20 protein-coding genes are annotated in these 23095 nt (G+C 70.1%); 5 read left to right on the top strand and 15 right to left on the bottom strand.

Features of this window, described 5'->3' with window-relative positions; genetic code table 11:
* Window positions 1–79: 79 nt before the first annotated feature.
* Complete coding sequence (rfbA, locus tag RWH44_RS01835; RefSeq protein ID WP_316003252.1) at window positions 80–964, bottom strand: glucose-1-phosphate thymidylyltransferase RfbA; 885 nt, start codon at window positions 962–964, stop codon at window positions 80–82.
* Between the two features lie 80 nt (window positions 965–1044).
* Between rfbA and rfbB the strand changes: the two genes are divergently transcribed.
* A complete protein-coding gene (gene rfbB, locus RWH44_RS01840; RefSeq protein WP_316003253.1) occupies window positions 1045–2043 on the top strand; it encodes a dTDP-glucose 4,6-dehydratase in 999 nt (332 codons plus the stop codon).
* A gap of 2 nt (window positions 2044–2045) precedes the next feature.
* Entirely contained in the window at window positions 2046–3458 is a 1413-nt protein-coding gene (locus RWH44_RS01845; protein WP_316003254.1) for a sugar nucleotide-binding protein, read from the top strand.
* Between the two features lie 24 nt (window positions 3459–3482).
* Here the strand turns inward: RWH44_RS01845 and RWH44_RS01850 are convergent, their stop codons facing one another.
* The 10 genes from RWH44_RS01850 to RWH44_RS01895 all read right to left on the bottom strand — a co-directional run bounded on the left by RWH44_RS01850 (window position 3483) and on the right by RWH44_RS01895 (window position 15655).
* On the bottom strand, window positions 3483–5531 hold the full coding sequence (locus RWH44_RS01850; RefSeq protein WP_316003255.1) for a DUF7657 domain-containing protein: 2049 nt from the start codon (window positions 5529–5531) through the stop codon (window positions 3483–3485).
* A 98-nt stretch (window positions 5532–5629) separates the two neighbouring features.
* A complete protein-coding gene (locus RWH44_RS01855; protein ID WP_316003256.1) occupies window positions 5630–7990 on the bottom strand; it encodes an FG-GAP repeat domain-containing protein in 2361 nt (786 codons plus the stop codon).
* Window positions 7987–8514, bottom strand: a complete 528-nt coding sequence (locus tag RWH44_RS01860) for a hypothetical protein (RefSeq protein WP_316003257.1) — start codon at window positions 8512–8514, stop codon at window positions 7987–7989. Before RWH44_RS01860 ends, RWH44_RS01855 begins: the two co-directional genes overlap by 4 nt.
* A 61-nt stretch (window positions 8515–8575) precedes the next feature.
* Window positions 8576–9526, bottom strand: a complete 951-nt coding sequence (locus RWH44_RS01865) for a glycosyltransferase (protein ID WP_316003258.1) — start codon at window positions 9524–9526, stop codon at window positions 8576–8578.
* A gap of 60 nt (window positions 9527–9586) precedes the next feature.
* Window positions 9587–10690: a glycosyltransferase gene (locus tag RWH44_RS01870; protein WP_316003259.1), complete on the bottom strand. Its 1104-nt coding sequence runs from the start codon at window positions 10688–10690 to the stop codon at window positions 9587–9589.
* Window positions 10687–12153: an LCP family protein gene (locus RWH44_RS01875; protein ID WP_316003260.1), complete on the bottom strand. Its 1467-nt coding sequence runs from the start codon at window positions 12151–12153 to the stop codon at window positions 10687–10689. Before RWH44_RS01875 ends, RWH44_RS01870 begins: the two co-directional genes overlap by 4 nt.
* Complete coding sequence (gene purE, locus RWH44_RS01880) at window positions 12150–12617, bottom strand: 5-(carboxyamino)imidazole ribonucleotide mutase (RefSeq protein ID WP_316003620.1); 468 nt, start codon at window positions 12615–12617, stop codon at window positions 12150–12152. Before purE ends, RWH44_RS01875 begins: the two co-directional genes overlap by 4 nt.
* A 119-nt stretch (window positions 12618–12736) precedes the next feature.
* A complete protein-coding gene (locus RWH44_RS01885) occupies window positions 12737–13870 on the bottom strand; it encodes a 5-(carboxyamino)imidazole ribonucleotide synthase (RefSeq protein ID WP_316003261.1) in 1134 nt (377 codons plus the stop codon).
* Window positions 13871–14236: 366 nt separating this feature from the next.
* On the bottom strand, window positions 14237–14791 hold the full coding sequence (locus RWH44_RS01890; protein WP_316003262.1) for a PH domain-containing protein: 555 nt from the start codon (window positions 14789–14791) through the stop codon (window positions 14237–14239).
* Window positions 14792–14872: 81 nt separating this feature from the next.
* Complete coding sequence (locus RWH44_RS01895; protein ID WP_316003263.1) at window positions 14873–15655, bottom strand: biotin--[acetyl-CoA-carboxylase] ligase; 783 nt, start codon at window positions 15653–15655, stop codon at window positions 14873–14875.
* Between the two features lie 148 nt (window positions 15656–15803).
* Here RWH44_RS01895 and RWH44_RS01900 point away from each other — a divergent pair, with 148 nt between their 5' ends.
* Both RWH44_RS01900 and RWH44_RS01905 read left to right on the top strand, forming a co-directional pair.
* Window positions 15804–17393, top strand: coding sequence for an acyl-CoA carboxylase subunit beta (locus RWH44_RS01900; RefSeq protein ID WP_437127256.1), 1590 nt, complete (start codon window positions 15804–15806; stop codon window positions 17391–17393).
* The gene (locus tag RWH44_RS01905; protein ID WP_298874445.1) at window positions 17390–17626 is read left to right on the top strand and encodes an acyl-CoA carboxylase subunit epsilon; all 237 of its coding nucleotides are present in this window, start codon (window positions 17390–17392) and stop codon (window positions 17624–17626) included. Before RWH44_RS01900 ends, RWH44_RS01905 begins: the two co-directional genes overlap by 4 nt.
* A gap of 280 nt (window positions 17627–17906) precedes the next feature.
* Here RWH44_RS01905 and RWH44_RS01910 read toward each other — a convergent pair whose 3' ends face one another.
* The 4 genes from RWH44_RS01910 to RWH44_RS01925 form a co-directional block, all read right to left on the bottom strand.
* Window positions 17907–18944: an MFS transporter gene (locus RWH44_RS01910; RefSeq protein WP_298874444.1), complete on the bottom strand. Its 1038-nt coding sequence runs from the start codon at window positions 18942–18944 to the stop codon at window positions 17907–17909.
* Window positions 18941–20197 (bottom strand): sensor histidine kinase, encoded by a 1257-nt coding sequence (locus RWH44_RS01915; protein ID WP_316003264.1) that lies wholly within the window; start codon window positions 20195–20197, stop codon window positions 18941–18943. The genes RWH44_RS01910 and RWH44_RS01915 overlap by 4 nt, the downstream gene beginning before the upstream one ends.
* Entirely contained in the window at window positions 20190–20855 is a 666-nt protein-coding gene (locus RWH44_RS01920) for a response regulator transcription factor (protein WP_298874440.1), read from the bottom strand. The genes RWH44_RS01915 and RWH44_RS01920 overlap by 8 nt, the downstream gene beginning before the upstream one ends.
* Before the next feature lie 90 nt (window positions 20856–20945).
* Entirely contained in the window at window positions 20946–22208 is a 1263-nt protein-coding gene (locus RWH44_RS01925) for a class I SAM-dependent RNA methyltransferase (protein WP_316003265.1), read from the bottom strand.
* A gap of 225 nt (window positions 22209–22433) precedes the next feature.
* Between RWH44_RS01925 and RWH44_RS01930 the strand changes: the two genes are divergently transcribed.
* The gene (locus RWH44_RS01930) at window positions 22434–23081 is read left to right on the top strand and encodes a Maf family protein (RefSeq protein ID WP_316003266.1); all 648 of its coding nucleotides are present in this window, start codon (window positions 22434–22436) and stop codon (window positions 23079–23081) included.
* Window positions 23082–23095 lie beyond the last annotated feature (14 nt).

Raw genomic sequence — 23095 nt, forward strand, 5'->3', positions numbered from 1 at the left:
ACCTTTCGGTCCCTAAGCCGCATCCATCGGTACTTCGGATGCGGCAGGGACCTCGACCGCACTCAGACCACCCGAGAGCTTAGATCGGCCCGCGGTCGCTTCCCTGTGCAAGGGCCTTGAGGAGGTACGCGCCATAGCCGCTTTTGACCAGCGGTTCGGCGCGCTCACGGAGCTCCTCGTCGGACAGGAAGCCCATGCGCCACGCGACCTCCTCGGGGCAGCCGATCGACAGACCCTGGCGCTTCTCGACCGTCCGGATGAACTCGGTGGCCTCGCTGAGAGAATCGAACGTCCCGGTGTCGAGCCATGCCGTTCCGCGCGGGAGCAGCTCGACGCGCAGACGTCCCTGCTCGAGATAGGTGCGGTTGACGTCGGTGATCTCGAGTTCGCCGCGCGGCGAGGGGGTGAGGTTTCGGGCGATCTCGATCACGTCGTTGTCGTAGAAGTAGAGACCCGGCACGGCGTAATCGCTCTTGGGGACGGCGGGCTTCTCTTCGAGCGAGACCACACGGCCGTCGGCGTCGAACTCCACGACGCCGTATGCGGTCGGGTCGGCGACCCGGTATCCGAAGACGACGCCGCCGTCGAGCTCGGTGTACTGGCGCAGGCGGGTACCCATGCCCTGCCCGTAGAAGATGTTGTCGCCGAGCACCAACGCAACCGACTCCGAGCCGATGTGCTCCTCCCCGAGGAGGAAGGCCTGGGCGAGACCGTCAGGCGAGGGCTGCACCTTGTACGTGAGGGAGATACCGAAGCGCGACCCGTCGCCGAGCAGCCGTTGAAACTGCTCGGAGTCCTGGGGCGTCGTGATGATGAGGATGTCGCGGATCCCGGCCAGGATCAGCGTCGACAGCGGGTAGTAGATCATCGGCTTGTCGTAGACGGGGACGAGCTGCTTCGAGATGCCCAGCGTGATGGGATGAAGTCGCGAGCCCGTGCCGCCCGCCAGAATGATTCCGCGCATGCCTTCAGTTTCCCCCATGCCGAGGTGCGCGCCAATCAGGTGCCCGTGAGCCGAGCAGAGCACCCTCTAATCTGGTGGACATGAGTCGTCTTCTCGTGACCGGTGGCGCCGGCTTCATCGGTTCCAACTTCGTGCACCACGTCATCGCGCACACCGACCACACCGTGACTGTGTTGGACAAGCTCACCTACGCGGGGAACGAGGCGTCCCTGGCGGGGCTTCCCGAGGACCGCGTGCGCTTGGTCGTCGGCGACATCGCCGACGCGGCAGTGGTCGACCCCCTCGTCGCCGAGGCCGACGCGGTGGTCCATTACGCCGCGGAATCGCACAACGACAACTCCCTGCACGACCCGCGTCCGTTCCTCGACACCAACATCATCGGGACGTACACGCTGCTCGAAGCCGCACGTCGCCACGACGTTCGTTTCCACCACATCTCGACCGACGAGGTGTACGGCGATCTCGAGCTCGACGACCCGGCCCGCTTCACCGAGAGCACGCCGTACAACCCCTCCTCGCCGTACTCGTCGACCAAGGCCGGTTCCGACCTGCTCGTGCGCGCGTGGGTGCGCTCGTTCGGCGTGCGCGCGACCATCAGCAACTGCTCGAACAACTACGGCCCGTACCAGCACGTCGAGAAGTTCATCCCCCGCCAGATCACCAACGTCCTCCGCGGTATTCGCCCCAAGCTGTACGGCACGGGCGAGAACGTCCGCGACTGGATCCACGCCGACGACCACTCCTCCGCCGTGCTCACCATCCTCGACAAGGGCGTCATCGGCGAGACCTACCTGATCGGCGCCGACGGCGAGAAGGACAACAAGAGCGTCGTCGAAGTGATCCTCGAGATCACCGGACAGCCCGTCGACGCGTACGACCTCGTCACCGACCGACCCGGTCACGACCTGCGCTACGCCATCGACTCCACGAAGCTGCGCACCGAACTCGGATGGACGCCGACCTACGGCGACTTCGAATCGGGCCTCGCCGCAACCATCGACTGGTACCGCGACAACGAAGCCTGGTGGGCATCCGCCAAAGACGGCGTCGAAGCCTTCTACGCCAGCAAAGGACAGTGACCGTGGCCACCGCCTTCGGCAAGACCCTCAGCGCTCGCGAGACCCCGATCCCGGGGCTGGTGCTGCTCGACCTGCCCGTTCACGGCGATTCCCGGGGGTGGTTCAAGGAGAACTGGCAGCGCGAGAAGATGTCGGCCCCCGGGATCGACCTTCCCGACTTCGGTCCGGTGCAGAACAACATCTCCTTCAACGACGCCGTCGGCACCACCCGCGGCATCCATGCCGAACCCTGGGACAAGTACGTTTCGGTGGCCACCGGTCGGATCTTCGGCGCGTGGGTCGACCTGCGCGAGGGCGAGACGTTCGGCGCAGTGTTCACCGCGGAGCTCGACCCTTCGACCGCCATCTTCGTGCCGCGGGGCGTGGGCAACTCGTACCAGACGCTCGAGCCCGATACGGCTTACACGTACCTCGTCAACGACCACTGGTCGCCTGACGCGACCTACACGTTCCTGAACCTCGCCGACGAGACCGTCGCGATCGGCTGGCCCATCCCCCTCGACGAGGTCGAGATCAGCGCCAAGGATCAGAATCACCCGCGCCTGGCCGACGTCGTCCCCATGCCCCCCAAGAAGGTCCTCGTCACGGGGGCCAACGGGCAGCTGGGCCGCGCTCTGCGCGCCGAATTCGGTGATCACCCCTGGATCGAATACGCCACGCGTGCCGACCTCGACCTCACCTCCCCCGATCTGGATGCCGCACGCCGCTGGCGCGACTACGGCACCATCATCAACGCTGCGGCCTACACGAAGGTCGATGTCGCGGAGACAGCCGAAGGGCGCACGGAGGCCTGGGCGGCCAACGTCACCGCGGTGGCGGCGCTGGCACGGATCGCGACGGCGAACGGCATCACGCTCGTGCACATCTCCAGCGACTACGTCTTCGATGGCACGAAGGACGGCGCGTATTCCGCCGACGAGTCGCTGTCGCCACTTGGCGTCTACGGCCAGACCAAAGCCGCGGGCGACGCGATCGTCGCGACCGTGCCACGGCATTACATCCTGCGTACCAGCTGGGTCATCGGCGACGGAGCGAACTTCGTCCGTACGATGGCGTCACTCGCCGAGCGAGGCATCGACCCGCGCGTGGTGAATGACCAGGTCGGACGACTGACCTTCACCCCCGACATCGCCGCCACGATCCAGTCCCTCCTCGACGCCGCCGCCCCCTACGGGGTCTACAACGTCACCGGGATCGGGACTCCCCGCACCTGGTACGACATCGCCCGCGATGTGTTCGCGATCACCGGACACGACCCCGAGCGCGTCGCCGGGGTGAGCACCGACGACTACTTCGCGACTTCCACGACGCCCGTCGCACCTCGCCCACGCAACAGCGTGCTGCTCGTCGACGATGCGGGCCCCGTCGTCACCGGCGACATGGAAGAGCGATTGAACGCCTACCTGCAGGGGTGACGGAGGCCGCCGAAGCGGCCCCCGTCATTTCTGCACTTCGTAGATGCGCATGGTGGTCGGACCTTCCTGCACGGTGTCGGAGAGGGTGGCACACGCCGAATCGATCGGCGTCTCGCTCAGCACCCAGGTGACGTACTCCTGTGCGAAGGGAGCGCAGGCGTCGAACGTCATCTGCACCTGGTCCGGGTAGGGATTGCGAGGAGCGGGGTCGCCGGAGCCGAGCACCCACGACACCATCCCCAAGCGGTTCCACTCCTCCTCCGCGGCCCCCGTCGGATCGATCTGCGCCCACATCTCCGCGGACGGCGCCCCCTGGAAGCCGTTGAGCGCGGTCACGCCGGACTCGACGAGCATCATCGTGGGCAGGGAGCTCGAGGTGATGCCGACCCACGTCCCCGGCTCCTGCTCGTCTCGCTGTTGCACGGCCTGGACGGTCGCTGTCTCCCGCAGGTCGAGCACGCCCCGATAGAGGGGGTTCACGCCCAGGCCCGACACGATCGACACCGTGAGAAGAGCGACCGCGCCGGCGGTGACCCCTCCGCGGGCGAAAGCCAGGACAGAGAAGAGGAAGAGGAGGGCCAGAGCCACGCCGAGTCCCGCTTCTGCACCGCTGATCCCGTCCAGATAGGCCGCGAGTCCCCCGGTTCGATGCACGCGCCAGATCACCATCCCGATGGATGCCGCGGCGACAAGGAGCGCGCCGACAGAAACCCACCACGGCCCTCGACCGGCCCCTCGGCTCCGTCTGCCGTCGAGAGCAGCCCCGACCACGAGCACCATGACGAAGCTGAGCACGCCGAAGCCGATACGCAGGCGCGAGGAGGTCGTGCGATCCAGGAACAGCAGATGAGCGATGGCATCCCACCCCGGCACGAAGAGAAAGGCGAGCATGACGGCCCCCACCGCGAGCAGCGCGATCGAGACAGGATCCGCCCGACGCTCGGCCCTCCAGCGCTCGATGAGGAGCCAGGCCATCACGAACACCAGGAACACACCGGGTAGGAAGAACGTCGACGCCTCCGGCATGTTCATCGCGAAAGGCTTCCCCGCGGTGCGGCCGAGATCGAAAGACAGAAATCCGCCGAACAGCTGTGCGAGTTCGGACCACCCGCCCTCGCCCACCTTCTGCAGACGCTCGCCCGGATAGACCGTCGACGTGAATCCCTCGATCGTCGACAACCTCGTGATCAGCCAGACAACCATGACGACGGCCGCCGCACCGCCCGCAGCGAAGAGCGGGCCGAGACGGCCCACCCGTCGACGGAAGGGAAGGGACTCGTCTCCCGGCGTCAGGACGGCGCCGATCACGAATGCCGCGCTGACGAGGACCACGGGAACGATGAAGGGCACGTACACCCCCACCGCCATGGCAGCCGTCGTCCAAGCGGTCACGGCCGCGAGGACCCACGCGCCGCGTCGTCGTCGTGAGCGCAGACACCACACCGCCGTCGCCATCACCAAGAAGGCCCACGCAGCGGGATAGAGGGTGGTGGAGAGGTACCACCACTGGAAGAACGGCGCGAAGAAGAATCCCACGGACAGCGCCGCTGCCGTCGCCGGCCGGCGTGGCATCAGCACGACGGAGAGCAGGTACCCCGCGGCGATGACGGCGAAGCCCGGCAGCCACCATTTGAGCGCCATCGCCTGGTCCAGCGGCAGGAAGAAGAAGCCCCACAGGTGCGGCCTCAGCAGCGTCGACCAATCTGTGGTGGGCAGATCGTTCTGAACGGTCGCATCCATTCCGCCCGGGAACGTCTCGTTGCGAGGGGGGAGATCCTGCTCGACCTGGGAGATCACCCACGAGGTCTGTACGAACCATTCGTCGCTGCGGATCGGCTCCGGCTCGCCCGCGATCAGGGCGGGATCCTCACCCTGGCGGATGAGGTCGTAGACGACTCCCGTCGAGGATCCCGTCAGCCCCAGAGCCACAAGCGCAACCAGCACCGCCCCGAGGATGCCGAGGGGCACACCCACGACCGCGCGGTTAGGAAGCCCGTCCGGACGAGGCGTCGTCCATCTGCGGTACCGGTCGCGGAAGGTGCGCCGGGCGTCGGGGGCGAGGGTGTTCGTCACGGAGCGGGTCTCACTTTCGAAAAGGCCGACTCTCCAGTGTCGTCGATGAGGCGGGATGCCGCGAACGGCATGAGCCCGCCCCGCGCATCGAACGCGACTCAGCGGATCTGCGACATGACCTGCCATCCGATCCCCGCGAGGACCCGGTCGCCGCGCCATCCTCCCCCACCGTCACCGCGATAGAGGAAGAGGTCGCCGTTGGGTGCGCGACCCAGCACGTCCGGTCCGCCGGAGCCCTCGAAGTTCCCGGGGCTGAAGACGGTCTTGAACACGTTCCAGCCGGTACCGATCTGCCGGATCGATCCCCAGTTCCCTCGGCCGTCGGTGCCGTACATCCACAATGTGCCGTCGGTACGGCGCGCGATGAAGTCGTTGACTCCATCACCGTCGACGTCACCGGCCGCGGAGAGCGAGTCGATGACGTTCCAGCCGATGCCGATCGGTTGGCCCTGGCCGGTCAGCCATCCACCCATCCCGTCACCGCGGTACAACTTCAAGCCGCCCGACGCGTCGCGGGCGACGACATCCACGCGACGGTCTCCGTCGAAGTCGATGCCGCCGGTGACGAGTCCGAATCCGCTCCATCCCGTGCCGATCGTCGTGGGCTTGTCGAAGGTCCCGTCGCCCCTGCCGCGCAGAAGCTGGAAGGTGCCGTCGCTCGTGATGCGTCCGATGTCCGGGCGGCCGTCGCCGGTGAAGTCGCCGAGGGGCACGATCTGCCCGGATCCCCACTTGGCATCCACCTGGATGGGGCCCAGCCAGCCTCCCGAGCCGTTGCCCGGGTAGACACTCATCACACCCTTGGTGGACACGGCCACCACGTCGCCATTGCCGTCGCCCGTGAGGTCACCGGCGCCACCGGGGAAGGATTTGCGCCACCCCGGCCGCGGTCCCTCGCTCGTGATGACGCTCATGACCGACCATCCACTGCCCACCGGGGTGCTCACACGACTGAAACCGCCGTTGTTGTTGCCCGCATAGGCCCACAGCACACCCGACTTGTCCGCTGCGAGGATGTCGCCGGGACCGTCGCCGGTGAAGTCGCCGGGCATGAGGATGGTCTTCATGACGTCCCACCCGCCGCCGAGATAGTCTCGGCCGTCGCGGAATCCGCCCTTTCCGTCACCGCGGTAGCTCCACAGTGCACCGGAGTCATCGCGCGCGAGCAGGTCCGGCACGCCGTCACCGGTGATGTCCGAGCCGCTGACGAAGGCCGTGTAGCCGACCCAGCCGCTTCCGACCTGACGCGCCGCGGCGAATGTACCGTAGCCGGTTCCCTTCCAGAACAGCAGGCGCCCATCCTTGGTCGTCGTGTAGACGTCCGGGATCCCATCGCCGTCGGCATCTCCCGCGGCGCTGATGAACGGTGCGTCCGACCAGTCGACGTCGATGCGTTTGGAGGGAAGATCGTTGCCCTGCTCCGCGAGGGGACGCAGCCACACCTTCTTCGCCTTGTCGATGACGATCATGTCTCGTCGACCGTCACCGTCGAAGTCGCCCATCGCGAGGACCCGGTCCGTGCTGGCAATCCCCCCGGCCGTGCGTACACGGGCACCCCATGCGCTGTTCTTGAAGGGGTAGGACAGGACGCTTCCCGATGCATCCACCGCCACCACGGACGGGTCGACCCCATACTGCGGCAGCTTGGGCGTGTACCGCGTGGAGCCGAACCAGTCCACGAAGGTGCGCCAGAAGTTACGGTTGCCGTAAGCCGAGCATCCGTCGCCGGTGCCGTAGAGATTGTTCAGCGCAGCCTGGTTGGGAACGTACGGGGTGTAGATGTACAGACCAGCGGTCGCCTGGTTCTCGATGTAGACGCGCTGGGTGCCGCATCCGCCGTTGGGGTTGTACAGGATGTTGTTCCAGCGCCCGGACTGATAGCCCCACCACGTCGGGTTGAGGCGGTAGACCTCGAACTGCCGGGCGCCGTAATACACCTGGTAGAAGAAGCCCTGTGTCGCGGGATCGCACGGGGCGGTGTCGGGGCAGCCCTGGCCAGTCGCTGCGGAATAGTTCCAGTCGGAGGGCGCCGTGGAGGTGATGAGGCCCTGCTCCTTCTGGAGGAGCACGAGCAAGGACTTCTGGCTGATGCCGCAGGATCGCGCGACCTTGTCGATGATCGTCGCAGCACTCTCATTCGGTGCCCCCGAGTACCCGTTGCAGTACTTGTCGGCGGGACGGTTGTCAGTGCTCTGGCGGTAGTCCTTCAGGCAGGTGTATCCCGGCTGGCAGGTCCGGACCTTCCCATTCAGGAACGTCTGAATCTCGTCCGCCGTCATCGCGTCGCCGTCGTAGAAGACGGCGTCGTCGATGATGTTGCCCGGGTTCCAATCCGCGGCATTCGCCGCTTCAGCCGACGAGGTGGGCGCAATGGTCGCGGGGAGCGCCACGAGGAGCGCCACGGCGCACACCCACACCGCGAGGACAGCAGCCAGCCGACCGGTCACGTCGCGGGTCACGGGGTCGGCTCGATCGTCGTGATCGACGACTGCGCCGTGAGCTCCTGTGACGCATACGTCACATGGAAGGAGAGGTCCTCTGCCGCGTCGCCGCCGACCGCGATGGACATCAGCCCGCAGTAGGTGACGTCCTTGCCTTCATTGGCTTCGACCGACGTCGTCGCGCCCGTGGAGTCCAGCGTGAGGGTGCACGTGCCCCCCGACTCGGAGATGCCCGGAACCATCGCGCTCACCTCGAGGTTGCCGTCACGGACTTCCGAAGTCACGATCAGGATCTCGCCGTTGTAGATGCTCCCGGGCGTCGCGGATGCCGACGGCGAGGGCGACGGCGTTGCGGTGGGCGTCGACGTCGGCGAGGGCGAGGGGCTCGCGGACACCGACGTCGGGGTCGGCGACGCGCTCGCTCCGGCCACGGGAGTCGCACACCCGGACAGCCCGAGCAGGCCGGTCGCCATCAGCACCGGGATGGTCGTCCGCAGAAGACGTGAGCGGGACGAGGTCGCAGCGGCTGTGGTGTGCTTCACGCGATCATTATGCGGGGCCTGTCCGTCGGTCCCCGCTGCCACGCCGAGCGACACCGGGTCGTTACTCCCGAGCGAGACGCCGCCGCAGCCGCCGCAAACGCGACATCACCGGCTGGTGCGCGTCGATCTCGCGCCGAACGTCGTCGCGGACGTCGGTGCGCAGTCGCTCCACGATCCGTTCCACGGCGCGGTCGATGGAGCGGTCGACGTGTGCCGCCAGTTCGGCCTGCGACGCGGCGACGAACAGCGGAAGTCCGACGCCCTCCCGACGTACCCAGTCGGCGAGAGCCCGGTCGCGGACGACGGCGTCGTCGCGCGCGTGCTCGGCGGCGAGGCCGAACATGCTGTTGGCGTCGAGGCCCTCGGCATCCGGTCGCTGGGTCCAGTAGGCGAGAGCCTCGCCGGGGAGGAAGCCGATGTCGCCGTGCCGCAGGATGCGCAGGTAGAGGTCCCAGTCCTCGACGGCGTCGAGGGTCTCGTCGTACCATCCCACTTCGGCGTGCACGGCGCGGCGATAGAGGACCGCGATCGGCACCATCCGATTGATGCTCATCATCTCGCTGAGCGAGACCCGCTGCATCCCCGCCCAGAAGGGCGCACGACCGACTTCGACCCAGGCGCCGTCGCGATTTTCCTCGTAGACGATCTCGGTCGGGACCGCCACCGCCGCATCGTCGGGATGGCCGTCGAGCCAGGCGACGGTACGGGAGAGGAACTCCGGATGCCACCGGTCGTCGTCGTCGTGCAGCACGACGTGATCGGTGTCGAGGGTGCGCACCCCGGTGTTCGCGGCGACGCAGCGACCGCCCTCGCCCTCGGTGATGTGGACGACGTCCACGTCCGTCAGTCCCGACTCGGCGACGACGCTGTCGACCTCGGCGGCGTCTCCCCCGTCGTCGACGACCACGACCCGGCGGTCGGAGAAGGTCTGCGCGGCGATGTCGGCGAGCGCCCCCCGGAGGAATCCGGGGCGGTGGCGGGTGCGGACGACGATCCCGACGCGAGCAGGCATGCGTCGAAGCTTAGGGTCGACGCCTCGGCGTCCGTGGGAGCCTCGCGGGAGGTCCGCCGATCACAGCTCGGCGTGCAGAGCCCAGACCCGCTCGGCCGCGGCGCCCCAGGCGAAGCCTTTGGCCCGGTCGCCCGCGAGCACGCGCAGACGCTCGGCCTCGGCGCCCAGGGCGCGGGCCAGGGCCTCGCCGAGCGCCTCTGCCGGCGCGTACGCCGCCGCGTCGGCGAGCACCTCGCGGTGCGCGACGGTGTCGACGGCCACGACGGGGACGGCGAGTGCGAGGGCGTCGACCGCGCGCCAGGGCCAATCGGTGCGGGCGCACGGGGCGATGAACGCCGCGGCGTGCGAGAGCACAGCGGCACGGTCCCAGCGGTCGAGAGACCCGCGCGCGTGCACGCGCGCCTCGGAGAGACCCGCCGCCGCCGCGATGTCGGCCACGCCGGGCTCCTCCCCCTCGGGCACGTCGAGCACGACCACGTCGCCGTCCCAGCCCGCCGCGACGACGGCCGCGAAGGCGCCGGCCAGATCGTCGGATGCCGCGACGCCTCCGGCCGTGGCGACGAACGTCGTGGGCAGGTCGAGGGCGCGCAGGCGTCCGACGGCGTCGGAGGGCACGCGCAGACCGGCGGCGGGAGCCCCGCCGATCACGCGGACCTTCTTGACGAGCTTCGCCTTGGCCGTCTCGGCCAGACGATCGGCCATCGCGTGGGTCGGGACGATCACCGCGTCGGCGTGCTTGGCCACGCGCGAGAGCAGGGCGCGCGCCGCGAGGCTCTCGGTCTTCGGCAGCTCGTCGGGGGTCTCGAAGGCCCGCAGATCCCACAGCGTCACGACGATCTGGTGCGTCTCGTTGACGCGGTCGTGCCGCACGAGCGGGGCCAGCGCCGTCGGCGAGTGGATCAGCCCCTTGCCGATGCCCGGCGCCACCCCGAGCTGCCAGGAGGCCGCGAGTTCGCGACGGCGCACCGCCAGACGCGTCTCGGAGCTCAGGCCCTCGATCGCCTGATCGTCGGCGAGGCCGGGAGCGGGCACGATCGCACCGACGTCGCAGCCGCGTGGAGCGGTCGCGATCAAAGCTTCGGTGAGGGATGCCGAGGCCTCGGCGAGGTCGCGGGAGGTCGGGGCGACGAGCTGGTCGAGCACGACGCGGAGGGTGACGGTCACGGCGCGGGGCTCTCCGTTCCGGTCGGCGGGTGCAGGGCGTCCTTCACCATCTGCTGCACCTGGGCGTAGTCGGGGTCGAATTCGTCGACGCCGCCCTCGGGAGTGAGCTCGAGGGTGTTGACGGGCTGGTCCTTCGCCTCGAGGGCGAGGTTGACGAGCGTGGGCGCGATGAGACCCTGGGGCAGGTCGGTCTGGATGATGTTCGTGGTGCTGCTCGCGACGTCCTGGAAGTGCGTGAGCACGTTCTGCGGGGTGAACTGGGCGAGGATCGCCTCCTGCAGCTCGCGCTGGCGGCGCATGCGGTCGAAATCGCTCGTGGTGTAGCGCGAACGGGCGTACCACTGGGCGGTGTCGCCGTCCATGTGCTGCTGACCGGGCTCGATCCAGCCGAAGGCCCAGTCGTCCACCGGCTGGCCGTCGTAGGCGGGTCCGCCCTTGGGCAGGCGCTCCTGCACGTTGATGTCGACGCCGCCGAGTGCGTCGATGACGTCGGCGAACCCCTTCATGTCGATGAGCACGTAGTAGGGGATCTGGATGCCCATGATCCCCTCGGCGGCATCCTTCGTCGCCTCGATGCCGGGTTCGGTGCCGCGCTCCTTGGTGTCGGGGTAGAGCAGGTTGCCGTCCTGGCAGATCTCCACCTCGGTGCGCAGCTGATTGATGCCGCTCCCCCACCCGCAGGTCGCGTTGGCGTAACCGGTGTGGCCGTCGGGATACTCGTCCTGCATCGGCCCCGGGGCGAAGGGGAAGTGCGGCATGTCGCGCGGGATGCCGGTGATCGTCGTCGCGCCCGTGTCGGCGTTGATGGAGACCACCGAGATGCTGTCGAAGCGCATGGAGTCGCGGCCCTCACCGGAGTCGGCACCGAGCAGCAGGATGTTGTAATACCCGTCCGAGGGCGGGACGACTGCCGCCGACTGGGCGAACAGCTCCGAGAAGGCGTCACGGGTGGTACCCGCGGCCTGGGCTGCCCATGCGGCACCCGACCCCGAGAGCACGAGCAGTCCGACCGACACGATCGTCATGCCGAAGCGCGCGACGGGTCCGACCTTGACCAACCGCACGAGCCGGAGGGTGTCGATCGTCAGGACCACCCACAGCACGGCGTAGGCGACGAGCACGATCTGCACGAGGGTGAGCGGCAGGGGCCGGAACCACGACAGGAAGTCGGGGATGAACGAGCCGGTCGCGACGGCGAACAGCACGCTCGGCGACAGCAACGCGAACAGACCGGTCAGCACGAGCACGGTCCACATCACGAGGGTGGCGCCGAGCCCGAACCGACCGAGTCGGCGGTTGCCGGCGAGCACCTGGGCGGATCCGGGGAGGAGGAAATTCAGCACGACGAGCCACCAGCCGCGGCGGGTCATGACCTCGACCGACGACGCGTCGGGGTTGCGCAGCGGCCGCGCCTCGATCATCGGCGCGTGCGCACGTGTCCGAGCGGGCGCCGCGAGGGTCACAGCGAGTCCTTCAGACGCCGGTTCTTCTCCTCGACCTGAGCCTCGAGATCGCGGGCGTAGGCTTCCACGCGCTCCGCGAGTTCGACGTCGGCGCTGCCCAGGATGCGGGCGGCCAGGAGACCGGCGTTCTTGGCACCGTTGATCGACACGGTCGCGACGGGGATGCCGGCGGGCATCTGCACGATGCTGAGCAGCGAGTCCAGCCCGTCGAGGGTAGCCAGCTGCACCGGTACGCCGATCACGGGGAGGGCGGTGACGGACGCCAGCATGCCCGGCAGGTGCGCCGCTCCCCCGGCCCCGGCGATGATGGCGCGCAGTCCGCGACCGCGGGCCTCTCGGCCGTACCGGAGGAGTTTGTCGGGCGTGCGGTGCGCGGAGACGACCTCGACCTCGTGCGGGATGCCGAACTCCGTCAGCACCGCGGAGGCGGCATCCATCACCCGCCAGTCGGAGTCGGAGCCCATGACGACGCCGACCACGGGCGTCTCGGAAGAATGCAGCGGCCGGGTCACCGGTCCAGGCTAGGGCGGCTCGCTGGAAGATCGCGGAACGGCGCGCTCAGGCGTGCCGGTCCATCGCGCGTTCAGTCGAAGAAGGCCGCGGCGGCGCGCCCCTCGTACACGACGTCGTCGAGGTCGTCGCCGATGACGTTGACGTGTCCGACCTTCCGCCCCGGGCGGGGTGCCTTGCCGTACGTGTGGATCTTGGCGGCGGGGTGGGCGGCCATGGCGGCGGGGAAGCGCTCCTCGAGCGTGCCCTCGGCCGGCCCGCCGAGCACGTTGATCATCACGGTCCACGGGGCGACGGCATCCGTCGAACCGAGGGGCAGGTCGAGGACCGCGCGCACGTGCTGCTCGAACTGGCTGGTGACGGCGCCGTCCTGCGTCCAATGCCCGCTGTTGTGCGGGCGCATGGCGAGCTCGTTGATGAGGATGCGCTCGTCGGTGGTCTCGAACAGCTCGACGGCGAGCATGCCGGTCACGCCCAGGCCCTCGGCGACCGCGACGCCGATCTCGGCGGCCACGCGCTGCACGCGCTGATCGGCGCGCGGGGCGGGGGCGACGACCTCGGCGCACACGCCGTCGCGCTGCACGGTCTCGACGACCGGGTACGCCCGCACCTCGCCGGAGGGCCGGCGAGCCACCTGCTGCGCGAGCTCGCGCGTGAAATCGACGAGCTCCTCGATGAGCAGCGACCCGCCGTTGCCGTCCTCCGCGAGGGCGGCGAACCAGTCGTCGGCCTCCGTCGCGGCCGACACGACGCGGACGCCCTTGCCGTCGTAGCCCCCGCGGGGCGTCTTCACGACCGCGCGGCCGCCGTGGGCGTCGAGGAACTCCTGCAGCCCCGAGGAATCGGAGACGGCGGCCCAGTCGGGCTGCGGCAGACCCAGCTCGGCCATGCGGGCGCGCATGACGAGCTTGTCCTGGGCGACCCCGAGCGGTGCGGGGCCGGGGTGCACGGCGACGCCCGCGTCGACGAGGGCGGCGAGGACATCCTGGGGAACGTGCTCGTGATCGAAGGTGATGACGTCGACGTCGCGGGCGAAGGCCAGCACGGTCTCGGCATCGCGGTAGTCGCCGACGGCGGTCGCGGCGAGCGCGGCCGACATGCCCTCGTCTTCCGCGAGCACGCGGATCTCGACGCCCAGCTCGACCGCCGGGGCGATCATCATCCGCGCCAGCTGTCCGCCACCGACCACTCCGACTCGCAGCGCCATGCCGCTCCTTCCGTCGGCATCCATTCTGTCGGGACGTCCGCGCGGGCGCGAGCCGGGCGCCGGTGCGGCAGCGTTCTCGGAAGCGTCAGCGCCGGGGCCCGGTGGCTTCGACAGGCTCAGCCACTTCCGTTCGGGAGGGAGCCCGGGGGCTTCGACAGGCTCAGCCACCCCCGCGCGCGCCCTCGGCACTCGGCCGGCCGCAGCCGAGGTCCCTGAGCCTGTCGAAGGGACCGGGACCTCCAGACTCACAGGTCGCGGGAGCCCGGTGGCCTCGACAAGCTCAGCCACCTCCGTTCGCGCCCGCAGGTCTTCGCCGGGCGCAGCCGAGGTCCCTGAGCCTGTCGAAGGGACCGGGACATCGCGACGTCAGAGCCCGACGGAGCCCGACCCGAAGGTCTGCGCGTCGCGGTGCGCCAGGATCTGATTGACCTCGACCTGGTCGACCAGCGTCTCGTGCACGAGTACGGCGTGCGGGATGTTCTTCATGCGCAGCGGCGGCTCGACGCCGTTCGACAGCGACAGCGTGCCCGCACCCCACAGGCGCTGGAAGATGCCGCGACGCATCTGGATCGAGTACCCCCGCACGTGGGAGATCTCGCGCTGGGTCGATCCGAAAGCACCCGACCGCTCGATGACGCGCCGCGTCGTGATCGTCCACGTGTGCGAGAACCACGCGAGGAACGGGATGACGACCAGCAGGACGACGACGACCGCCGCAGCCGTCACGAGCATCCAGTTCTCGAAGGGAGCGGGGAGGTTGTCGTAGAAGTACGCGGTCGCTCCCACGACGGCGATGAGCACGAGGGCGGACCAGAACAGCCCGCGCGCGTGCGTGTGCAACCGGGCGATGCGCAGTTCGGGCGCGTTCGTCCCCGGCGCCGGCATCCGCGGGCGACCGATCGAGCTCGACGGCTGGGTCACCCTCTCATTGTGCGACCCCGCGGGCGGCGAGGGCGGCGCACACGCGGGCGGCGGTCGCTGCGGGGGCGGCGCAGTGCCGCGTCAGCGCACGTGGACGACGTCGCCCGCGGCCACGACCGTCTCGATCGTGCCGGCCGTGACGACGAGGCGACCGTCGTCGTCGAGGCGCTCGGCGCGCCCCGCGAGCGTCGTGCCGTCGGGCAACGACACCGTGACCTCGCGACCGAGTGTCGCGCACAGCTTCTCGACGTCGTGGTGCACGCCCGCGGCGTCGCCGGAGGCGAGGGCGGCGAGCGTGTCGCGCAGGTGACCGAGGTAGTCGGCCAGCAGGCGGTCGTCGTCGCACTCCGCCCCGATCGCCTGGAACGACGTCGCGGTCGTCACGGGAAGATCGGCGCGGCTCATGCGCGTGTTGACGCCGGCTCCGACCACCACGGTGTCGAAGGTGCCCGGCACCGCCTCGGCCAGGATGCCGCAGATCTTGGCGCCGTCGACGAGGACGTCGTTCGGCCACTTGAGCTCGGCGCTGCCGCCGTGGCCCGTCAACTGCGCCCCGACCGCACGGGTCATGGCCGCCCCCGCGGCGAGCGGGATCCACCCCCGCGACGACATCGGGATGCCGGACGCGTCGACCACGACCGACACGGCGAGCGCGGTGCCCGCCGGCGCCGTCCAGGTGCGGTCGAGGCGTCCACGGCCCGCACGCTGGTCGTCGGTGACGAGCAGCGAGAGGTGGGGCCATCCGGCGGGATCGGCGGTGACCGCGGCGACCACGTCGGCGTTGGTCGAATCCGTGGTCTCCACCACCTGGACGCGGGGACTGATGTCGGCGGTGCGGGGGTATCCGGATTCGGGGATCGGCATGTCCACACCTTAGGGAACCGGCGGCCCAACGGCATCCGGTTGCGCGTGAGGTCCGGAACCCCGGATGGCCGGATGCCACATCGCGCGGACGATTCGCTTGTGCGCACCCTCCAACGCCGGCGCCGGTGCGGTCGCTAGGGTGGAAAGCGTGACCGACCAGCCCGATCTCTTCACCACCGCCGGCAAGATCGCGGACCTGCGCAGCAGGTTCCAGGAGGCGGTCGTCGATGCCGAAGCCGCCGCGCGCCAGAAGCAGCACGCGAAGGGCAAGCTCACCGCCCGCGAGCGCCTCGAGATGCTGGTGGACCCCGGCTCCTTCGTCGAGCTCGACGAGTACGTGCGCCACCGCACCACGGCCTTCGGCATGGACAAGTCCCGCCCCTACGGCGACTCGGTCGTCACGGGCACCGGCACCATCCACGGTCGCACGGTCGCGGTGTACGCGCAGGACTTCTCCACCTTCGGCGGATCGCTCGGCGAGGTCGCCGGCGACAAGATCATCAAGGTGATGGAGCTGGCGCTGCGCAGCGGCATCCCGATCATCGGCATCCTGGACTCCGGCGGTGCCCGTATCCAGGAGGGTGTCGTCGCCCTCGGCAAGTACGGCGAGATCTTCCGCCTGAACACCGCGGCCTCGGGCGTCATCCCGCAGATCTCGATCATCATGGGACCCGCCGCCGGTGGCGCGGTGTACTCCCCCGCCCTCACCGACTTCGTCATCATGGTCGACAAGACCAGCCAGATGTTCGTCACCGGCCCTGACGTGATCAAGACCGTCACCGGCGAAGACGTGGGCATGGAGGAGCTCGGCGGAGCCCACACCCACAACACCCGCTCGGGCGTGGCGCACTACCTCGCCGACGACGAGGACGACGCGATCGACTACGCCCGCGGGCTGATCGGCTACCTCCCCGACAACAACCTCGCCGAGATCCCCGTCTACGACACCCCCTTCGAATTCGAGACGACGGATGCCGACCGCTCGCTGAACACGGTCATCCCCGACTCCCCCAACCAGCCGTACGACATCCACACCGTCATCGACGGGATCGTGGACGCCGGCGAGTTCCTCGAGGTGCAGCCGCTGTTCGCGCCGAACATCGTGATCGGCTTCGGACGCATCGAGGGGCGGACCGTCGGCGTCATCGCCAACCAGCCCTCGCAGATGGCCGGCACGCTCAACATCGACGCCGGTGAGAAGGCCTCGCGGTTCGTGCGGTTCTGCGACGCCTTCTCGGTGCCGATCGTGACCCTCGTCGACGTGCCCGGGTACCTCCCCGGCACCGACCAGGAGTGGACCGGCGTCATCCGCCGCGGTGCGAAATTGCTGTACGCCTACGCCGAGGCCACCGTGCCCCTGGTGACCGTGATCCTGCGCAAGGCCTACGGCGGCGCCTACATCGTCATGGGCTCCAAGCAGCTGGGCGCCGACATCAACCTCGCCTGGCCCACCGCCGAGATCGCCGTCATGGGCGGTCAGGGCGCGGTCAACATCCTCTACCGCGGTGAGATCAAGCGAGCCGAGGAGGCCGGCGAAGACGTCGCCGCCGTGCGCACGCGCCTCGCGAACGAGTACACCTACAACGTGGCATCCCCGTTCCTCGCGGCCGAGCGCGGCGAGCTCGACGGGATTATCGAGCCGGCGCAGACCCGCGTCTCGATCGCCAAGGCCCTGCGAGCGCTGCGCAACAAGCGTGCGAGCCTGCCGGCCAAGAAGCACGGGAACATCCCGCTGTGAGCGCCGACCCCTCCGACGCCGGCCGGCCGCCCGTGGTGGCGGAGGTCGTGCGGGGAACACCCACCGAAGAGGAGCTGGCCGCGGCGATCGTCGTGGTCAGCGAGGCGTACGTGCGCGAGGTCGCCGAGGCCACGGCTCCCGACGACGCCCCGCGTTCCCGGTGGGAGCTGTCGGCCCGCGGCTTGAGGACGCCTCTCAACCGCGCCGCGGGATGGAACGGCTTCACCGGCTGACCGTTCGGCCGGAAAGTGTCCCCCGAAATACCTACAGACGCCGCGGGACGGGTCGCGAATACTGGAGGAGCTGGAACGCATCACGCGTTCGGTCGGACCGCTCCTTCGAGCCGGATCCGGCCGCACGAACGGTTTTCGGGTAACCGTTCGTCCGGGTGGGGGGCAGGCGATATCGCCGCCCCTCACCCCTCACTCTCGGCAGCGTCGACGAATCCCCCCTTTGCGTCGGTCCGACCGGCGGGTGAGGGGTGAGCCCGGAAGAGCCCCGAGGCGGATCCGCTCAGCGCGGTCGCCGGATCTCCCGCCACAGGTCGACCTCGTCGTCGTCACCGCCGGCGCCCTCGCCCCGCGAGCGGCCGACGATGGTCACCGCGATCTCGTGGTGCGGCGACGTGCGGATGATGAGACGCTGCGAGACGGACTCGCGCAGGACGGATGCCAGCTCGGCGCGGATGACGTCGAGGTCGGCGGGCCGCAACCCCTCCAGTCCCCCCTCGTCGAACAGGCTGACCGCTGCGCCCCGGCACCGGGCCGCCTCGATCTCGACGCGCACGCCGTCGTCGAGGAGGCGGTTGCCGCGGAGTTCGTCGCGCAGGCTCGCCTCGGCCCGGCGGGCGGCATCCTTGTCGGCGGCGCGGAGATTGCCGCCGTTCTCGATGGTGCGCGCGAGGATCGGCCCCGCGGCCTGCAGGGCACGCTGGACGTGGAGTCGGCGCTCGCGCTGACGTCCGCTCTGCGACGCCTGCCACGCGGAGGCGGCCTGCTGCAGCTCGGCGAGGCGCTCGGCGTCGCGCGCGGCGCGGTCGAGCGCGATGGTCACCAGCTGCGCCGCGGTGACCCACATGAGCGACCCGACAAGGCCGAGGCTCAGGGCCTGCAGCGGTCCGAGCCAGAACGACGTCGACAGGGTGAGCAGCGCCATCCCCGTCCACGCGACGATCGCACGGCGGCGCACCATGACGATGGTCATGAGAGCGCCGATGGCCCCGATCACCCAGGTCACGAAGGGCTCGGAACGGCCCGCCTCGGTGACCGCGAGGAACGGCGCGTTGGGCACGATGACGGCGGCCATCAGCGCCAGCGCGACGCCCCAGCCGGGAAGGCGGGCGGGCGAAGTGACGGGCGACGACGAGTCGGTGCGCTCGCGCGCGCCGATGGCGAAGATCCAGAGCCAGGTGACGGGGAGGTAGAAGACCAGGGCCGCCACGATCAGCCACCCGCGCTCGACGGTCTCGGGCGAGGTCCAGATGAGTCCGCGCGCGGCGAGGTAGGCGGTGAAGGCCAGTCCGATGATGGACAGGACCGAACGCACGGTCACCAGCGGTCACCCGCTTCCCACTCGAGGGTCACCGTCGTGCCGGCGGAGGTCGAATCGATGTCGCTGCGCCCGCCGACGGCGGCCAGGCGGGCGTTGATCGACCCGCGGATGCCGAGACGGTCGTCGGGGATGGCCGCCACGTCGAACCCCGGCCCCGTGTCGCGAACGCGCACGGCGACGCCGCCCGGCGCGCTGTCTCCCGTGAGCTCGACCGAGAGACCCTGCGCATCGGCGTGCTGCACCGCGTTGGCGACGGCCTGCATGGCGGCGAGGACGAGGGCACGGGCCACGCGGCCGGGGACACGCGGCGTGCCCTCCTCCACCGTGCGGGTGACGACGAGGTCGACGCCGAGCTCACGGGCGGCCACCTCGATGTCGTCGGCGAGACGCAGCGCGGGCACGGGCTCGTCGCTGCCCTCGAGGGAGTCCTTCTCGGCGTTGGCGAGCCGTGTCAACGCCTCGCGAGCCATGCTCACGGCGAGCGTGCGTTCACGCGGGCTGGAGGCGCGCTCCGCGGCGAGCAGGGCGCCGAGGACGCTGTCGTGCATCAGGGCGGCGACCGCAACGCGTTCGTGCTCGGTGGCCGCGGTGGCCGCCGCCGAGGCATAACTCGACACGGCGACCGCGCGCGCCTGGTCGACGTTGGCGGCGATCGAGCGGTACATCCACCCGAGCGTCAGCAGCACGCTGCCGAGGATGAGAGCGAACGTCACGTCGAGGATGACCGGCACCACGAATTCCGGCTGCCCGCCCGCCTGGAGCAGGCGCACGACGCCGAATAGGAGGGGCGTCGCGATCGTCCACACGACCTGCAGCGCGAGGGGGAACGCGACGATCGTCGACACGGTGGCCACGTTGACGAGGTAGAAGATCCAGGGGTTCTCGGTCGGCGCCGGCGACGGACCGCCGGCGGTCGCGAGCGGCCAGACCGCCAGCGCCAGCACGAACACCACGGCGAAGATGCCCGAGAACACCCGCGCGAAGCGCCCGACGCTGCAGGCGATGATCATGGCGACGAGGGGGACGAACACCGCCAGCACAAGCGGCGTGTGCCACCCCTCGGCCTCGTCGCCGGGGCCGAAGGCGGCGACGAACGCCTGCGCACCGAGCACGAGCGAGCCCGGGCCCACGATGAGGGTGATGACGCGTTCGATGCGCGTTTGGGTGAACGTCCCCTGGTCGGCCTGACTCTCGCGCGTGTGCGGGATGCGACCCCACGCCTCGTCGAGCACCGACCGGTCCGATTCAGCCACGGCCGGCGTCATCTGGCGCATCCTGCAGGATGCCGTCTTCCATGGCTCGACGCAGCAGATCGACCTTGGTGGGTGCGGGCCGCCCCACCTCGACGTACTTCACCCGCACGCGGGTGATGTTCTCTTTCGCCGTGGAGTACGCCACCCCGAGACGCTCGGCCACGGCCTTCAGCGGAAGCCCCGCCGCGTATAGACGCAGCACCTCGCGCTCGCGTGCCGACAACTGGGCATCGGCGAAGTCGCGGTCGCCCTCGACGGCGCTGGCCCACTCGACGTTGTCGAGCAGCTCACCGCGCGCGACGGTGCTGATCGCGCCCAGCACCTCGTGCGTGGGCGACGACTTGCTGACGATCCCGGCGGCTCCGGCGGCGAGGGCTTCGCGCACCGCTCCGGCGCGGTCGGCGACGCTGTGGATGATCACGCTCGAGCCGTCGCGGACGACACGGTCGACGTTCTCCGACACGGTCGTGCCGTCGCCGAGGGTGAGATCGAGCACGACGACATCAGCCGGCGTCTCGGCCGCGCTCTGGCGCCACGTGAGGTAGGCGGCCACGTTCGCGCCGGAGAAGACCACCTTCGTGGCCTCCGTGCGCGCGAGGGCGGCCTCCAACCCGAGCCGGACCGACTCGTGGTCATCGATGAGGGCGACGCGCGTCATCCCGTCATCGTATCGGCGCTGCCCTCCGCCGCGCAGGAGGACCTTCGCGGTACGGCGCGTCATCGCGACGGGCGCACGCTCGCCAGAGGCTCAGCGACGCAGGACGGCGACCGCTTCGACGTGGTGCGAGTTCGGGAACAGATCGACTCCCCGGATGCCGCGGTCGGCCCGATAGCCGAGCTCGGCGAAGGTCGCGAGATCGCGCGAGAGGGCGACCGGGTCGCAGGCGACGTACACGACCGCCGTCGGGGCCAGAGCCGCGATGCCCTCGACCACGGCGCGACCGGCGCCGGCGCGCGGCGGGTCCAGCAGCACGACACCGCGCGAGAGGCGCTCGCGTTCCCGCGCGGACGCGTCTGCGCCGAGCGTGGCCACGAACCGGTCGACACGCGCCGTCTCGGCACGCGCGCCGATCCACTCCGCGAGGTTCTCGCCCGCGTGCTCGGTGGCGCGAGGGTCGCTCTCGACGCTCACCACGCGCGTTCCGCGCCCGCCCATCTCGCCGAGCGTCGCAGCGAACAGGCCCACCCCGCCGTAGAGGTCGAGGTGCGTGGCCTCGGGATCGAGTCCGCCGAGGGATGCCATGAGCTCCGCCGTGACGAGCGAGGTCAGCGTGCGCGCCGCCAGTCGGTGCACCTGCCAGAATCCGCCCGCGTCGACGCGGAACACGCGATCGCCGACGCGCTCCTCGACCACCTCGGACTCCACGGGCGCGCGCTCGCCGTCGGGACGCGGAAGGATGCGCACACGACCGTCGGAGGGCTGGACCAGATCGATGCGTCCGGGCAGGGCACGGCCCGCCCGCACCTCGGACGCCGCGCGGGCGATCGCGTCGGTGGCCAGCGGGAGGTCGGCGGTCTCCACGACGTGGTGCGAGCGAGCGGCGAAAGCCCCGACACGCCCGGCCTCGTCGACGTGCAGGCTCACACGGGTGCGCCACCCGGTGCCGTCGGACGACTCGCGCTGCGCGTCGTCGCCCGCGGCCGCGACCTCGACGGGGAGCTCGAGCCGACCGACCCGTTCGACCGCCTCGCGGATGACGCGCTCCTTCAACGCGCGTTGGTGGTCGAGGTGGATGTGACCGAACTCGGCACCGCCGACCCTCTCCGACGGATCGACGTCGATCGCCGCCGCCGCCCACACGTGCGGCTGCCGTTCGGGGGCGGCCTCCAGCACCTCGATCGCCTCTGCTCGCCAGAACGCCTTCTTACGGGTGTCGGTGAGCCGAGCGCGGATGCGCTCGCCCGGCAGGGTGTCGGGGACGAAGACGACGCGCCCCTCGTGCCGCCCGACGAACACACCGCCGTGGGCGATGCCGGTGATGTCGAGTTCCATGAGGTCGCCGTCGTGCATCCCCCGAGCCTGTCACACGCGGCCGGGAGGCAGCCGGGGGTCGTGGCCAGGCCCGGTGGCTTCGACAGGCTCAGCCACCTCGCCACCGGAGGACCCTGAGCCTGTCGAAGGGTCCGGAACCCCGCACGACCCAGCGGATTCGACGCGCTCAGGCCGCCTCGCGAACCGAGGACCCTGGGCCCGTCGAAGGGTCCGGAGCCCCCGGCGCGTGGGTAGCGTGGGCGCATGCGCGTGTGCCTGGCATCCACTTCTCCCGCCCGTCTGATGCTGCTGCGCCAGGCGGGGATCGAACCCGAGGCGCGAGCACCCCGGGTCGACGAAGAGGCCGTGGTCGCCGAGGTCGAGGCCGCCGAGGGGCGGCGGCTGCCCGCTGCGGAGCACGTCCTGCTGCTCGCGCGCCGCAAGGCGGCCGATGTCGCGCAGCGCCTGCGGGCGGACGAACCCGCGTTCGACGGTTTCGTCATCGGCGGCGACTCGATGTTCGCCCTCGGCGACGAGATCCTCGGCAAGCCCTACACGGCGGAGGTCGCCACGCAGCGCTGGCGCGACATGCGCGGACGCACCGGCGTGCTGCACTCCGGGCACAGCGTGTTCCGGCTCTCCCCCGGCGCCGAGCCACGGGAGGCGTTCGCCGTGGCGGAGGCCTCGGTGAGCTTCGCCCCCGACGTCGACGACGACGAGATCGCGGACTACGTCGCCAGTGGCGAGCCGCTGCTGGTCGCGGGCGCCTTCACCGTCGACAGCCTCGGCGGGCCGTTCATCGAGCGTGTCGAGGGCGACCCCTCCACCGTGGTCGGGATGTCGCTGTCGACCGTGCGGCGTCTCGTCCGCGAGCTCGGCGGCTCGTGGACGTCGCTATGGAACCGTTCGTAGACACTCGCACACGT

The sequence above is a fragment of the Microbacterium phycohabitans genome, assembly GCF_032464935.1.
In the GTDB taxonomy this organism is placed as follows: Bacteria; Actinomycetota; Actinomycetes; order Actinomycetales; family Microbacteriaceae; genus Microbacterium; species Microbacterium phycohabitans.

Coding starts and splice junctions, on each gene's coding strand:
- RWH44_RS01895 (WP_316003263.1), bottom strand. CDS start 15,655: ATGCCGATCCCCGAATCCGGATACCCCCGCACCGCCGACATCAGTCCC.
- RWH44_RS01920 (WP_298874440.1), bottom strand. CDS start 20,855: ATGACGCGCGTCGCCCTCATCGATGACCACGAGTCGGTCCGGCTCGGG.
- rfbA (WP_316003252.1), bottom strand. CDS start 964: ATGCGCGGAATCATTCTGGCGGGCGGCACGGGCTCGCGACTTCATCCC.
- RWH44_RS01930 (WP_316003266.1), top strand. CDS start 22,434: ATGCGCGTGTGCCTGGCATCCACTTCTCCCGCCCGTCTGATGCTGCTG.
- RWH44_RS01925 (WP_316003265.1), bottom strand. CDS start 22,208: ATGCACGACGGCGACCTCATGGAACTCGACATCACCGGCATCGCCCAC.
- purE (WP_316003620.1), bottom strand. CDS start 12,617: ATGGGCTCCGACTCCGACTGGCGGGTGATGGATGCCGCCTCCGCGGTG.
- RWH44_RS01865 (WP_316003258.1), bottom strand. CDS start 9,526: ATGCCTGCTCGCGTCGGGATCGTCGTCCGCACCCGCCACCGCCCCGGA.
- RWH44_RS01885 (WP_316003261.1), bottom strand. CDS start 13,870: ATGGCGCTGCGAGTCGGAGTGGTCGGTGGCGGACAGCTGGCGCGGATG.
- rfbB (WP_316003253.1), top strand. CDS start 1,045: ATGAGTCGTCTTCTCGTGACCGGTGGCGCCGGCTTCATCGGTTCCAAC.